The 13,921-nt window shown below is 73.1% G+C and carries 13 protein-coding genes; 7 read left to right on the top strand and 6 right to left on the bottom strand.

Features of this window, described 5'->3' with window-relative positions:
- Nucleotides 1–69: 69 nt before the first annotated feature.
- Nucleotides 70–711 (bottom strand): TetR family transcriptional regulator C-terminal domain-containing protein, encoded by a 642-nt coding sequence (locus C9F11_RS41390; protein WP_138965553.1) that lies wholly within the window; start codon nt 709–711, stop codon nt 70–72.
- A 68-nt stretch (nt 712–779) separates the two neighbouring features.
- On the opposite strand from C9F11_RS41390, the gene C9F11_RS41385 reads away from it, so the two are divergent.
- The 3 genes from C9F11_RS41385 to C9F11_RS41375 are packed head-to-tail and all read left to right on the top strand — an operon-like array spanning nt 780 to nt 4,293.
- Nucleotides 780–2,288 (top strand): cytosine permease, encoded by a 1,509-nt coding sequence (locus C9F11_RS41385; protein ID WP_138965551.1) that lies wholly within the window; start codon nt 780–782, stop codon nt 2,286–2,288.
- Between the two features lie 12 nt (nt 2,289–2,300).
- On the top strand, nt 2,301–3,044 hold the full coding sequence (locus C9F11_RS41380) for an MgtC/SapB family protein (protein WP_138965549.1): 744 nt from the start codon (nt 2,301–2,303) through the stop codon (nt 3,042–3,044).
- Between the two features lie 34 nt (nt 3,045–3,078).
- Complete coding sequence (locus C9F11_RS41375) at nt 3,079–4,293, top strand: erythromycin esterase family protein (protein ID WP_249402104.1); 1,215 nt, start codon at nt 3,079–3,081, stop codon at nt 4,291–4,293.
- Nucleotides 4,294–4,297: 4 nt separating this feature from the next.
- Here C9F11_RS41375 and C9F11_RS41370 read toward each other — a convergent pair whose 3' ends face one another.
- Nucleotides 4,298–4,999 carry a response regulator transcription factor gene (locus tag C9F11_RS41370; RefSeq protein ID WP_138965545.1) on the bottom strand — a complete coding sequence of 234 codons (702 nt, stop codon included), beginning with the start codon at nt 4,997–4,999 and terminating at the stop codon, nt 4,298–4,300.
- 5 nt (nt 5,000–5,004) lie between these two features.
- Nucleotides 5,005–6,132, bottom strand: a complete 1,128-nt coding sequence (locus tag C9F11_RS41365) for a histidine kinase (RefSeq protein ID WP_249402103.1) — start codon at nt 6,130–6,132, stop codon at nt 5,005–5,007.
- A gap of 154 nt (nt 6,133–6,286) precedes the next feature.
- Here C9F11_RS41365 and C9F11_RS41360 point away from each other — a divergent pair, with 154 nt between their 5' ends.
- Nucleotides 6,287–8,116: an alpha/beta fold hydrolase gene (locus C9F11_RS41360; RefSeq protein WP_138965541.1), complete on the top strand. Its 1,830-nt coding sequence runs from the start codon at nt 6,287–6,289 to the stop codon at nt 8,114–8,116.
- Between the two features lie 9 nt (nt 8,117–8,125).
- On the opposite strand, the gene C9F11_RS41355 is transcribed toward C9F11_RS41360, so the two are convergent.
- Together C9F11_RS41355 and C9F11_RS41350 are read right to left on the bottom strand one after the other, a co-directional pair.
- The gene (locus tag C9F11_RS41355; RefSeq protein ID WP_138965539.1) at nt 8,126–8,494 is read right to left on the bottom strand and encodes a hypothetical protein; all 369 of its coding nucleotides are present in this window, start codon (nt 8,492–8,494) and stop codon (nt 8,126–8,128) included.
- Nucleotides 8,495–8,647: 153 nt separating this feature from the next.
- Nucleotides 8,648–9,616 carry a helix-turn-helix domain-containing protein gene (locus C9F11_RS41350; protein WP_138965537.1) on the bottom strand — a complete coding sequence of 323 codons (969 nt, stop codon included), beginning with the start codon at nt 9,614–9,616 and terminating at the stop codon, nt 8,648–8,650.
- Between the two features lie 100 nt (nt 9,617–9,716).
- Here C9F11_RS41350 and C9F11_RS41345 point away from each other — a divergent pair, with 100 nt between their 5' ends.
- Nucleotides 9,717–10,757 carry a saccharopine dehydrogenase NADP-binding domain-containing protein gene (locus C9F11_RS41345; protein WP_138965535.1) on the top strand — a complete coding sequence of 347 codons (1,041 nt, stop codon included), beginning with the start codon at nt 9,717–9,719 and terminating at the stop codon, nt 10,755–10,757.
- 74 nt (nt 10,758–10,831) lie between these two features.
- Here the strand turns inward: C9F11_RS41345 and C9F11_RS41340 are convergent, their stop codons facing one another.
- On the bottom strand, nt 10,832–11,692 hold the full coding sequence (locus C9F11_RS41340) for a calcium-binding protein (RefSeq protein ID WP_249402102.1): 861 nt from the start codon (nt 11,690–11,692) through the stop codon (nt 10,832–10,834).
- Between the two features lie 494 nt (nt 11,693–12,186).
- Here C9F11_RS41340 and C9F11_RS41335 point away from each other — a divergent pair, with 494 nt between their 5' ends.
- Together C9F11_RS41335 and C9F11_RS41330 are read left to right on the top strand one after the other, a co-directional pair.
- A complete protein-coding gene (locus C9F11_RS41335; protein WP_138965531.1) occupies nt 12,187–13,182 on the top strand; it encodes a hypothetical protein in 996 nt (331 codons plus the stop codon).
- 163 nt (nt 13,183–13,345) lie between these two features.
- The gene (locus tag C9F11_RS41330; RefSeq protein ID WP_138965529.1) at nt 13,346–13,918 is read left to right on the top strand and encodes a dihydrofolate reductase family protein; all 573 of its coding nucleotides are present in this window, start codon (nt 13,346–13,348) and stop codon (nt 13,916–13,918) included.
- Nucleotides 13,919–13,921: the final 3 nt, after the last annotated feature.

The following is a 13,921-nucleotide window of genomic DNA, read 5'->3' as shown; positions in this document are numbered from 1 at the left end:
ATGTGCGGGCGGGGGGGCGGCACCTGGGTCTCGGGGGCACCCGGAGCTGCCCGGCTCGCCGCCGGAGCGTCAGTCGGGGGTCACCTCGCTCAGCGAGCCCGGTTCCAGGCCGAGTTCGCGCTCCGCCGTAGTGGCGGGCAGGCGCAGTACCTCGGGCGCGTCGCCGACGGTGTCACCGCTGTTGACGAGCATGCCGAGGCCGTCGAGGACGATCAGGATGTGCGCGGTCGTCACCACCGGGTCGTCGGTGCGGAACTCCCCCCGGGCGACGCCGTCGCGGATGTGCCCCTCGAACCGGTCGCGCCAGGCGGCCTCCTGCGCGCTGACGCGGTCGCGCAGCGCGGGCCGGTAGCGGCTGAGGTGGCGGGCGTTGAGCCAGAGGCGGCTGATGTCGTCGTAGGCCTCTCCCGTGGTCCGGGCGAAGAACCGCGCCAGGTGCTGGACGCAGGTGGCGTCGGCGCGCTCGGCCGGAAGGAGCGCGTCGAGCTCGGCGCCCGCGGCGGTGCCGTAGGCCTCGGCCACCAGGTCGTCCACGGCCGGGAAGTAGTGGCTGATCAGCCCCGGCCGCACGGCGAGCTCCTCGGCGATGCGCCGCAGCGTGATGCACTCAAGGCCCTCGGCCAGAGCCACCCGAGCCGCTGCCGCAACGATTTCCGCACGCCTTTCCGTTGGAGACTTGCGGATTCGCTTGTTCTGGAGCCTTGACGTCATGGAATCCATGCTATTGAGTGTGCGACCAATAAACAAGCAGGTGGGTTCCCAGCATCCGGAGGGGCCGCATGGCGTCCACGCTTCCCGACCCGCACGAAGTCCCCCCGAACCCCCGGACGGCACACCGGGAGGAGCCGCCTCGAACGGGCGGGACGGTCCGCGTCGAGGCCCACGGCATCGACCACATCCCCGAGCACGAGCGCCACGGCCACCCCCGGCGCCTCTTCTCCGTCTGGGCCGCGGCGAACGTCAACTATCTGAGCCTCGTCATCGGCGGCACCCTGGTCCTGATGGGCCTGACCCTGTGGCAGGCCCTCGTCGTGATCGTGACGGGCAATCTGTTCTGGTCGCTCACCGGGCTGCTCGCCATATCCGGCCCGGCCGCGGGCGCGCCGAGCGAAGTGATCACGCGCGCGATGTACGGAATCCGCGGCAACCGCGTCAACAACGCGGTCGTCGGCTGGATGATCTCCGTGGCGTACTTCGCCCTGAACCTCGCCGCCGCCGCGACCGCCGCGTTCTCGCTCGTCGAGAAGACCGGTGTCACCGCGGGCACCGGCGTGAAGGTCGCCGTGGTCCTCGCCGTCGCCGCGCTCACCCTGACCATCGGCGTCTACGGCCACGCCACCATCCTGCGGCTGTATCTGCCGATCACCCTGGTGCTCGCCGCTGTCTTCGCCGTGGTCGCGGTCCGCGTGTTCCAGCACGCCGACTACTCCTACGCGCCCGCCGAGCCGCTGACCGGCGCCCCGCTGTGGACGGCCCTCATCTCCGGCGTCACCCTGGTCGGCTCCGCTCCGCTGTCGTACACCACCAGCGCCGACTTCTCCCGCTATCTGCCGCGCACGACGTCCGCCAAGGCCGTTCTCGGCTGGACCGCCCTCGGCGGCTTCGTGCCCGGTGTCGCCGTGTGCTCCCTCGGGGCGCTCGCCGCGACCGCGGTCGACATGACGGACCCTCAGGCAGGGCTCCAGCGGATCCTGCCGGGCTGGTTCGACCCGGTCTTCCTGCTCGCCCTCGTCCTCGGCACGATCGCCCTCAACGCCCTGACCTCCTACAGCGCCGGGCTCGCCCTCCAGGCCGTCGGCATCCGCATCCGGCGCTCCCGCAGCGTGATCGTCGACGGCGCCGCCGCGGTCTCCCTCACCCTGTACGCGCTCCTCGTCTCCGACTTCCTCGACACCGTCAGCAACGTCCTCCAGCTCACCGTCGTCCTGCTCGGCCCCGCCACCGCCCTCTACGCCACGGACATCCTGCTGCGCCGCAACCGCTACGACGGTCCGGCCCTGATGGACGAGACCCCCGCCGGCCCCTTCTGGTACACCGCCGGGGTCAGCCCGGCCGGTGCCCTGGCCCTGACGGGCGGCGTCACCGCGGCGGCCCTGTGCGTCGACACCGCCTACACCGGACCGGTCGCGCACGCCCTGGGCGGCATGGACCTCTCCCTGCCCGTCGGCATCGTCACCACCTCGCTCCTGTACGCGGCCCTCACCCGGGCCATGGGCGGAGCGCGCGCCCCCCGCCGAGGAGGCGGCAGGTGTGCCCGCTGCCGTCCGGGGCAGGGGCGAGGGCGGTGACAGGAGGTGTGCGTGGTCCATCTGGCGGTGCCCCTGTGGGGCTTGCGGAGCGGGCAGGGCCCGCGGCAGCTGACCGAACTCGGGCTTGCCCTGTTCCTGTCGAGCCTCATCGGATGGGAGCGGGCGGCCCGGCACAAGAGCGCCGGGCTGCGCACGCACACCCTGGTGGGCATCGCCAGCGCGCTGATGATGGAGGTGTCCCAGCACGGCTTCGCGGGCGCGCTCGGCCTGCCCGGCGTCTCCTTCGACCCCTCCCGGGTGGCCGCGCAGATCGTCTCCGGGATCGGCTTCGTCGGCGGCGGCCTGATCTTCGTACGCCAGGACGTCGTGCGCGGCCTCACCACCGCCGCCACGGTCTGGCTCACCTGCGCGGTGGGCATGGCCTGCGGCGGCGGACTGCCCGTCCTCGCCCTGGCCGCGACGGCGCTGCACTTCCTCGTCGTCCGCGGCTATCCACGGCTCGCCGCGCGTCTGCTGCCCCGCGCGAGCGGCTCCGCCTTCGAGCTGCGCATGACGTACCGCACGGGCACGGCCCTGCTGCCCCAGCTGATGGAGACGTGCACCCGGCACGGCTTCCGCATCGCCCGGGTCAAGGTCGACCGGCTGCCCGGCGGGGCCGACCCCGACGCCCGCGTCCTGCTGGCGCTCGAAGGCACCGCCGACACCGCACGCCTGACCGCCGAACTCTTCGACCGGGACGACGTGATCGAGGTCGAGGTGACCGCCGCCGACGACGAGGAGGCCACCGCGCCTTGACCTCAACCGAACTTCACCTATGAGTCTTGGCGGCATGACGCACGACACCACCGCTCTTCAGCGCCCGCTCCCCTCCCCCGTGAACTCCTCCGTGGACTCCTCCGGTCAGCGGCCCGGCGGCTCAGGACCGCTGTCCGACGCCACGCTCGACACCCTCGCCGAACGGCTCGCCGCCGGGGCCGACATCGTCGGCATCGGTGAGTCCACGCGGTTCTCCCGGGAGACCTTCCGCCTGCGTGACCAGCTCTTCCGCCGCCTGGTGCGGCAGCACGGGTTCCGGGCGCTCGCCCTCCAGGACAGCGCTGACGTCGCCGCCGGCCTCGACCGGTACGTGCGCGTCGGCGAGGGCTCGGCCGAGGCCGCGCTCGCCGGTGCCTGGCGTCCGTGGCGCACCGCCGAGATGGCCGCGGCCCTCGACTGGATCAGGGAGTTCAACCGGGAGCACCCGGACGACCCCGTACGGATCTTCGGGGTGCGGCCCGCGCAGGCGCGCTCCGAGGACTACGACGCCGTCCTGGACCACGTGCGCGCCACCGCCCCGGAACTCCTCGCGGACCTGGCCGCGCACCTCGACCCGATCCGCACCGCGCACGACATCGACGAGCACGTGCAGCGCGCGCGGGGCACACACCCCGGGCGGCCGTTCGTCGACCACGCCCGGGACGCGCTCGCGCTGCTGCGGGCCCGGCCGGGGGCCAACGACGACGTCCTGACCCGGATGCGGCTGATCCTGAGCTTCCACGCGGGCAGCGTCGCCGGACGCGGCGGCTTCGCGGGCGACACCGCCGCGGAGGCGGACGCCCTCGACGACGCCCGGCGCGGGGCCCGCCTGGTCTATTGGGACGGCATCGCGCACACCGCGGCGACCGGGACGGTCCTGGGCTCGGCCCCCGGGTCCGCCGCACGGCCCACCGTCGGCACGCACCTCCGGGAGCGCCACGGCAGGCGGTACGTCTCCGTGGCGATCGGCTTCCACCACGGGGACCTCGGCGTCGTCGCCGTTCCCGAGCCGAGCGCGGACCTCGTGGACGCGCGCCTCGGCTCGGCGGACGTGCCCGCCCGCTGGCTCGACCTGCGCCACGACGACGTCCGCCGCCAGTGGGACGGCCCCGCGAAGCTCCGCGTCATCAGCGGCGTCTACGACCCGTCCCGTGACGCCGCCGAGCACCTCGCGGTCGCCTCGCTGGCCGACGCGTTCGACGTGCTCCTGCACGTGCGCCGGGCGACCGGGGTGCGGTGGCTCGGCTGAGGCGTCAGGCGGGGCCCATCTGCCCCGACTCCCAGGCCCAGGCCGCGATCTCGACGCGGTTCCGGACGGCCAGCTTGGCCTGGATGTTGACGAGGTGGGTCTTCACGGTGGCGACGGAGATGAACAGCTCGGCGGCGATCTCCTGGTTGGTGCGGCCGCGCGCCACGAGCCGGGCCACGCCGAGCTCCCGCTCGGACAGCTCGTGCGGCGCGCCACCCGCGGCCGCCGCGCCGCACCGCGGGCCGTGCCGCTCGGCCGTGCGCCGCAGCAGGCGCAGCGTGACGGCGGGCGAGACCAGGGCGTCGCCGCGCGCCGCGGCGCGCACCGCCTCGACCAGGAGGCCGGGTCCCGCGTCCTTCAACAGGAAGCCGACCGCGCCACGGCGCAGCGCCTCGTCCAGGTAGTCGTCCTGGTCGAAGGTGGTCACCACGACGACGTGCAGGGGATCGACCGCGTCCGGCCCGGCGAGCAGCCGGGTCACCTCCAGGCCGTTGAGCTTCGGCATGCGGACGTCGACCAGGCAGACGTCGGGGCGCAGCCGCCGGGCGAGCTCCACGCACGCGGCGCCGTCGGCGGCCTCGCCGACGACCTCGATGCCGGGCTGCGCGGCGAGGATCAGGCGGAAGCCGGTGCGCACCATCTCCTGGTCGTCGGCGATCAGGACGCGCAGGGGCGCGGAGCCGGTCTCGGGGGTCGTCACACTCATCGTGGTCAGTGTGGCAGGTGTGCCGGGGGAAACGCGGCGCGGACCCGCCAGCCGCCACCCGGGGCGGGCCCGGCCGCGAAGCCGCCGCCGACGGCCTCCACGCGCTCGCGCAGCCCGACCAGGCCGAGGCCGCCCCTTCCGCCGGGCGGCGGGCGGTCACCGGCGGGCGCGGGGCCGTTGGTGACCTCGACGCACAGGCGGCCGCCGTCGGCCGTCAGCCGCACGCGGACGTCGTCGGCCTCCGGCGCGTGGCGGCGCACGTTGGTGAGGGACTCCTGGACCACGCGGTGCACGGACGTCTCGACCTCCGGCGCGAGGGCGAGGCCCCGGGCGTCGGCGGAGACGTCCAGGGTGGCCGCCGCCCCGCTGTCGCCGTGCGCGGCCACCAGGGCGGCGAGTTCGGTGAGCAGGTCGGCGGGCCGGGTCGGGGCGTCGGGCGCGGCACGCAGCACGTGCACGAGGCGGCGCATGGAGGCGAGGGTCTCCGTGCCCGCCCGCTCGATGCCCGCGAGGAGCGGATCGAGCTGCTCGGGCGCGGTCTCCCGGATGGTGCGGGCCGCCTGGGCCTGGACGACGATGCCGGTGACGTGGTGGGCGACGAAGTCGTGCAGGTCGCGTGCGAGGGCGAGGCGCTCCGCCTCCTGCACGGCGGTCACGGCGTCGGCCCTGCGCCGGTCCAGGGAGCGCAGATAGCAGCCGAGCGCGAGCGCGCCGCCCGCCGCGACGGTGAGCAGGAACGCGAAGGTCTGGGCGTCCGAGGGGAAGCCCATGCGCACCGGCGCGGCCGCGATCGCCACGGCCAGGAGCGGGCAGAGCACGTACGCGGCCGGGACCCGTGCCGTCCGGGCCGCCACGGTGAGCAGCGCGAGCAGGGCCGCCGACTCCAGCAGGCCCCAGCTGCCGCCCGCGGGGGCGAGCCACAGCATGCCGAGCGTCAGCGCCCCGGACGCCAGGGCCGCCCCGGCCGCCAGCGCCTCGACGGCGACGCGGCGGCGCGCGAGCAGCGCCCCCAGCGCCAGCGGCCCGGACACCAGTGGGAGCCAGGAGCCGTCCGGCTCGTTCGAGACGAGGTCGCCGAGCCAGAGCAGCAGGGCGGGCGGCAGGGCGAGGAGCAGCGTGCGACGGCGGTTCACACAGTGAATGTACGGACCAGGTCGTACGCGAGGGCTCAACCGAAAGCCGGACCGGCGTGGGTCCGATCCATCGAACGGCTGAGGCGGCGCCCGGCACCGCCCGGCCACCGTGGAGGAACGCAGCATTCCAGGACTCCCGAAGAGAGCGACGCCCATGCCCCGAATCCCGCGCACACCGGTCTGTGCCCTCGGCGTGGCCGCGCTCGCCGTCTCCTTGACGGCGTGCGGCGGCTCGTACAACCCCTTCGACGACCACCAGGAGAGGGCCACGTACAGGACCGGCGCCGAGGCGAAGAAGGACCGGACGTCCGTGCCGCGGTGGCTGCCGGACGACGCCAGGGACATCTCGTACGTGATATCGACGACGGGTGGGGACCGCATCATGCGGTTCACGGCGGAGAGCGGCGGGTTCCCCGCCTCCTGTGTGCGCGGAGAGCCGCAGGGCAAGCCGCGCCTGAAGGCCGACTGGTTCCCCTCCGACGTGGCCGCGAAGGCCGACGTGAACTGCGGCACGTGGTCGGGGGCGCGGATCGGCGGCGCCCTGTACGCGTGGCAGGACCGGGACGTGGCGTCCGGGGCGCGGGACGAGGCGGCGGTGCGGATCCCGGAGCAGCGGATCGCCTGGAAGGCCTGTCGCGCCGAGGAGGGCGTGCCGAAGGGGGCCGACTGCGGCACCGTGCGGGTGCCCGTCGACTGGCGTGAGCCCGGCGGCAAGAAGATCGACATCGCGGTCGCCCGGCGCACCGCGGCCGAACCGGACCGGCGCGTCGGCACGCTCGTGTTCCTGCCCGGCGGCCCCGGCAGCTCCGGCGTCGACACGGTCCGGGCCACCGACACCTGGGGCGGTCTCGAACGGCGCTTCGACATCGTCAGCCTCGATCCGCGCGGCGTCGGCGCGAGCAGCGCGGTGCGCTGCCCGGCGAAGCCGTACGTCGCCATGGTGCGGGACAAGAAGCCCGCCGCCTCCGCGGCGGAGTTCGCCCGCGAGCGGGAGCGGGCCGGTGCCTTCGCCGAGGACTGTGCCCGCGCGTCCGGGCCCGTGGCCGCGCACACCGACGCGACCAGCGTCAGCCATGACGTCGAGGCGGTCCGCGCCGCGCTCGGCGAGGACCGCGTCTCCCTGTACGGGCACTCGTACGGCACGCTCTACGGCCAGCGGTACGCGCAGCTGTACGGCGAGCGGGTGCGGGCCGCCGTCCTTGACGGCGTGATGGACCCGGCGGTCGGCCGGCGCGACTTCAACGTCACGAGTGCCCGCGCCCTGGAGCGTGCCTTCGGAGAGTTCGCCCGGTGGTGCGGAAAGAACGACGCGTGCGCGCTGGGCGACAAGGACCCGCGTGCGGTCCTTCGGCGCGTGGCCGCCAAGGCCGCCGACGGCACCCTGCGCAACGACGGCAAGAAGGTCACGCTCGCCGCGCTGAACGGCACGCTCGACCAGATGCTCCTCACCCCGTCCTGGCCGGTGGTCGGCGAGTACCTCCAGGCCCTGGACAGCGGGAAGCCCTGGCAGGAGGACGGCGAGGAGCCGGGCGGGAAGCTGCTGCCCGTGGCCGACCAGGCGGTGTGCGTCGATCTGAACCTGCGCGCCCCGGACGCCGCGGCCTACCTCGCCGACCAGAAGGCGGCCCGTGAGGCCGCGCCCGCCTTCGGCTTCTCGCCCAACGCCGTCGGGTACGCCAACCTGTGCCTGGGCCTGCCGGAGCGCCCCACGCCGCGGCCCGCGACGCCGGGCGACTTCCGCACCGAGCACCCGATGCTGCTGATCAACGCCCGCTACGACAACGCCACGCCCGTCGACTGGGCCCGCTCCGCCGCGCGGCACCTCGGCGACAAGGCGGCGCTCGTGGAGGTCGACGGCTGGGGCCACGGTGCGAAGGTCTTCAACGGCGGGGCCGAGCGGAAGGCCGTCACCGACTACCTCACGCGCCTGATCACGCCCGCGCCCGGCACCGTGATCAAGGGCAGCGTGCCGCCCGGCGCCTGACCGGTCGGTTCACGGCCGGGTGAGGCGGCGCGGGCTCTCGTGGGTCTCCCGCACGGTGACGGTCAGCCGCTGCGAGGCGTGCCAGTCACCGGCGGGGTGGCCCACGAGGTAGCTCACCCGTGCCGTGCCCGGGGCGGGGCGGACGGTGAACACCTTGGCCTCGCCGACCTCACCGGCGTCGATGATCTGCGTGTCGATCCGGGATGTGCGCAACACCCCGGTGTCCCACCTGAGTTGGACCTGATCCCCCGCGGCCATCCCCGCGTACGGCTCGATCCGCACCACCAGCTCGGGTTCGTGCCCGCCGAGGGTGACCACGCCGTCGGCGGCGTCGTGGATCCTCGGCGCGGCCAGCTGATGTCCAGATGCGTCCTTCATCTCCCGGCCCCCTGCGACTTGACCTCCGGCCAGGGGAATCACGACGATCCGGTTCCCCTGACGCCCCTCTCCGTCACCGTCCATTCTCGACGAACTCGGCCCCGCGTACCGGTAGCTCGCCTGACATTTGCCCATCGTTTGCTGTAGCGGCGACTATGCGCCGCGTGCGGGGCCCTTGACCGGGCCGCGCGAGCGGAACGTGCGGCGGTAGGCGTCCGGCGGCACGCCGACGGCGCGGTTGAAGTGACGGCGCAGCGTCGTGGCGGTCCCCATGCCGGTGGCCGCGGCGATGGCGTCGATGCCGTCGTCGGTCCTCTCCAGCAACTCCTGTGCGCGGCGGACGCGTTGGGTCAGCAGCCATTGCAGTGGGGTGGTGCCGGTCGCCGCCTTGAAGTGCCGGCCCAGGTGGCGCGAGCTCATCCGGGCCCGGCGGGCCAGGTCCTCCACGGTCAGCGGCTCGTCGAGGCGCTCGATCGCCCAGGGGAGCAGCCCGGCGAGCGGATGGTCGTCCCGGGCGGGCACGGGGGCGGTGACGAACTGGGCCTGGCCGCCGTCGCGGTGCGGCGGCACGACCAGTCGGCGGGCGACGGCGTTGGCGACCGACGAGCCGTGGTCGAGGCGGACGAGGTGCAGACAGAGGTCCATCGCGGCGGCCTTGCCCGCGGAGGTGAGCACGCTGCCGTCGTCCACGTAGAGGACGTCCGGGTCGACCTCCACCCGCGGGTAGCGGGCGGCCAGGGCGTCGGTGTGCGCCCAGTGCGTGGTGGCGCGCCTGCCGTCCAGGAGGCCCGCGGCGGCCAGGACGAACGCGCCCGTGCACAGGGAGGCCACGCGCGCGCCCGCCCGGTGGGCCGCGCGCACCGCGTCGACCAGGTCGGCGGGCGGCTCCACGGCGACGTCGGCCCAGCCGGGCACGATCACGGTGCTCGCGTGGCGGAGCCGGTCGAAGCCGTGGTCGGGCTCCAGGCGGAACCGGCCGAACCGCACGGCGTCCGGGCCGTACACGCCGACGTCGTACCAGGGTCCTGGCACGGCGTCCGGGGCGGAGCCGAAGACCTCGTACGCCACGGACAGTTCGAAGTGCAGCATCCCGTCGGTGACGGCGAACGCGACAGAACTCATGTCCGGAATTGTACGGGGCATGTCGTTCCAGACACTCACGCACGACGTCCGCACCGGCCAGGATGTTCCTCGTTGATCGTTCAAGCACAGAGGAGAAGTCATGGCAACGGGGCAGATCGTGGCGGTGTACGGCGCCTACGGGCACACCGGTCGGTTCGTGGTGGCGCACTTGCGGGAGCGCGGGTTCGTCCCGGTCCTCTCCGGCCGTGACGCCGGCAAGCTGCGGGAGCTGGCCGCGTCCCACCCCGGCCTCGACGCCCGGCCCGCGCCGGTCGACGATCCGGCCGCGCTCGACCGGGCGCTGTCCGGTGCGGCGGCCGTGGTCAACTGTGCCGGGCCCTTCGCCACGACGGCCGCGCCCGTGATCGAGGCGGCGCTGCGCGCCGGTATCCCGTATGTGGACGTGGCGGCCGAGATCGAGGCCAACGCCGACACGTTCGCCCGCTTCGCGGACCGGGCCCGCGCCGCGGGAGCGGTGATCGTGCCCGCGATGGCCTTCTTCGGCGGCCTCGGCGACCTGGTGGCCACGGCGGCGATGGACGACTGGACGGAGGCCGACGAGGTCCACGTCGCCTACGGCCTGAACGGCTGGCACCCCACCGAGGGGACGCGTGCCGCGGGCGCGGTCTCCCGGGAGCGGCGCGGCGGCCGGCGCGTCCGCTTCGCGGACGGACGCCTGGAGTACCGCGACGACGCCCCGCCCACCCTGGAGTGGACCTTCCCCGAACCGATGGGAACCCGGTCCGTCATCGGGGAGTTCACGATGGCCGACGTCGTCACGGTCCCCAGCCATCTGCCGGTTCCCGACGTGCGCACCTACATGACCGTCGAGGCGGCCGGGGAGGTCACGGCCCCGGGCACTCCGGCCCCGGCCGCCGTCGACGAGCGGGGACGGTCGGCGCAGACCTTCGTCGTCGACGTCGTCGTGCGCTCCGGCGGCAGGGAGCGGCGTGCCGTGGCCCGCGGCCGGGACATCTACGCGGTCACCGCGCCGCTCGTGGTGGAAGCCGTGCACCGCGTCCTGACCGGGCAGATCAGGAGGGAGGGCGTCGCCTCCGCGGGCAGCGCCTTCGACGCACCCGGCTTCCTCCGCTCCCTGGCGCCGCACATCACCGTCGAGACCCTGGCGCCGCGCCCGTAGCCCGCGGCGCCGCTCGCGCGGCACGCGGGCCCGGGGCGGGCCTCGGGCGCCGACGGCTGTGGGCGCCCGGTGGGTCAGTCCTGGTGGATCTCGTTCCTGCCGGGGCCGCCGGACAGGGTGTCCGTGCCGGGACCGCCGTACAGCTTGTCGTCGCCGCTGTTGCCGTAGATGGTGTCGTTGCCGCCCTCGCCGTACAGGACGTCGTTGCCCTTGCCTCCGTAGAGGAAGTCGCTGCCCGCTCCGGCGCGGATGGTGTCGTTGCCGTCGCCGCCGTTCAGGTTCTGCCGGTTCCCGCCGCCGCGGATCACGTCGTCGCCCGCTCCGCCGTCGGCGTCGCTGTTCTCGCCGACCGCGTGGAGCGTGTCGTTGCCGTTGCCGCCTATCGAGATGGCGCCCTTGCCCGCGCGGATCGTGTCCTTGCCGTCACCGCCGAGCACGACGCTGTACGCGCTGACCGTGAGGGTGTCGTCGCCCGTGCCGCCCAGGATCGAGTTGCCCTGGGCGCCGGCCGCCTCGGTGAGGGTGTCGTCGCCCTTGCCGAGGTCGAGGCGGGCGAAGTAGTAGGTGCTGTCGGTCTCGTTGGTGTACTTGACCGTGTCGTTGCGGTCACCCGCGGACAGCTCCAGGGTGGCGTACGGGTCCTGGCTCTCGGAGGTGTCGACCTTGCAGGAGACCTTCGTGTGGTCGGAGCCGCTGGGGTAGGTGCAGCCGGTGCCCGCCTTGATGGTGACGACGTCGTCGATGAGGTACGTGAGGTTGTCGAGGCTCGTACCGGTCCGCGACGCGGTGATGTTCAGCTTGTTGGTCTGACCTGCGGCGGCCGTGTAGACCACCGACTTCCCGTCAACCGCGGCGGTGGCCGACGGCGCCGCGGCACCTGCCGTGCCGGACAGCAGCACCGGTGCGGTGATGCCCGCGCCGAGAGCGAGCGTCACCGCGGAAGCAGCGCTTAACGTACGGCTGCTGAAGGGGCGAGAGCGCATTTCCTAACCTCCATGAGGAGTAAGTTGTTTCAACAACAACAGGGGACTCGTGGGGTGCGCACTTGGTTGTATTCCTGCCGATCGGCACCTCCGCGACCGAGTGCGGCAGCACCTCCCCATGAAGCCTCTGACCTGCATCTTTCATATTTCGGCGGGGAAATTGACAACACGCGGAAAGGGCGGGTTCACTGTCAATTCACCCGCTCATCCGCGAAATCTCCCCCGAACTCAGGGGCCCGCAATAACATTTCGCACGGCGTCCTCCATCGGACGGCCCGGGCACCCTTGCCGGACCGACCGTCCCGGGCGCGTCGGACCGTCCCGGGTGAAGCGGCACGCGTACCCGCGGACCCGCCCCTCGGCGGCCGCGCGGCCACGCGGCCGCCCTGGCGAGAAACCGACCCCCTAAATGATCATGAACGGGTCACCGCATGTATACCTTTGCCGTGACTTTGCGCTCTTTCTTCACCCGTTCCTGTGCCGTGGCCGTCCTCGCCACGGCCGCCGTCTCCGCACCGGCCGCCGCGGCGGAGCCGTCGGCGCCCGCCCCCCGGTCCGCCGCACCGGCCGACAACACGCTGTGCGTCTACAGCACCGAGATCACCGACAGGACCACCGGCGGCTACGTCTGGGACGTGGGCACCCGTGCCTACGCGCTCTGGAAGTCCGAGGACTTCCAGAACAAGTACGGAAAGCTCTCCTACGGCGAGCAGACGAACAAGCTCCTCTACGAACTCAACGTCAGCCAGCACGTCTTCGGCCACAGCTGGCTGGTGCACTTCAACGCGGACGGCGCCTTCGAGCGCAAGCTCGCCGGAGGCGCCACCGCGCGCTACGACACCTACTCGTTCCAGCCGCAGGACCCCGACGGCCGCAACGGCGACGGCAGCCCGGTGGACGGCATGTCCATCAACTACACCGGCTACGACGTCAACACGCCCGGCAAGCCGCTGATCGAATGGGACCGGCCGAGCCGCAAGCAGGACCGCAACGGCGCGTACGCGCCCCGCGCGGCCCGCTGCAAGGCGCTCACCCCCACCCAACAGAGCGCCTTCGAGAAGGAGATCGACCGGCGCAAGCAGGCCGACGAGAAGTACACGCTGCTGCCCACCTGGAAGTACCTCCTCACCGGCGGCTGGGCCGGGACCCCGGCCCGCAACTGCACGACGTTCGCCCTCCAGGTGTGGGACGCCGCGATGGTGAACGCCCCCGCCGAACGCATCGACCCGACGCTGCGGCTGCCCGCCGCCGACCTCAACCGGCTCGGCGCCAAGGTGCCCGCCGACCTCACCCAGAGCGAGTTCTCCGCCTGGATCCCGGCCCTCGCGGGCAAGTGGATCCACGAGAAGAACGGCAACCGGGACGAGAACGACGAGGTGCCGCGCTTCGCGACCGACGACCCCACCCCGGCGCCCGCGCCCGCCCGGCAGCTCGCTCACTAGCACCCGGCGGCGACGCGAACGGGCGACCGATGAGTTTCTCCGTGCCCGGCAGTCATAGATGATGTTGGTGCGAACGACGCCGCGCGTGCGGCCGAAGGGCGCACGGACCCCACTTGCCGTGAACCGGGCGCACGCACCGGGCACAAGAGACCGAGGAACCCAGATGCGCACTTTGATCAGCACCGCCTTCATCTCGCTCGACGGCGTCGTGGAGGCTCCCGGCGGCGAGCCCGGTTACCGCAACTCGGGATGGACCTTCAAGGACGTCGAGTTCCTCCCCGAGGCGTTCGAGATCAAGGGCAGGGAGCAGCAGGAGGCCACGGCGATCCTGCTGGGCCGCGTCAGCTACGAGGCGTTCAGCCCGGTGTGGCCCGACATGGAGGAGTTCGCGGACTACAAGGTGATGCCGAAGTACGTCGTCTCCACCACCCTCGGGGAGGGCGACCTGGTGTCGAACTGGGGCGAGACCACGATCCTGCGCTCGCTCGACGACGTCGCCGCGCTCAAGGAGACCGACGGCGGCCCGATCATCGTCCACGGCAGCGCGGGACTGAACCGGAGCCTCTCGGACGCCGGTCTGATCGACCGCTACCACCTGCTCGTCTTCCCGCTGCTCCTCGGCGCGGGCAAGCGCCTGTTCAGCGAGACGGACAAGGACACCCAGAAGCTGAAGCTGGTCGAGCACGAGGCGTACGCCAACGGCCTGCAGAAGAACGTCTTCGACGTCGTCCGCTGACGT

This window comes from Streptomyces sp. YIM 121038 (assembly GCF_006088715.1).
Classification (GTDB): Bacteria; Actinomycetota; Actinomycetes; order Streptomycetales; family Streptomycetaceae; genus Streptomyces.
This window is presented reverse-complemented; position numbering and strand designations above follow the sequence as displayed.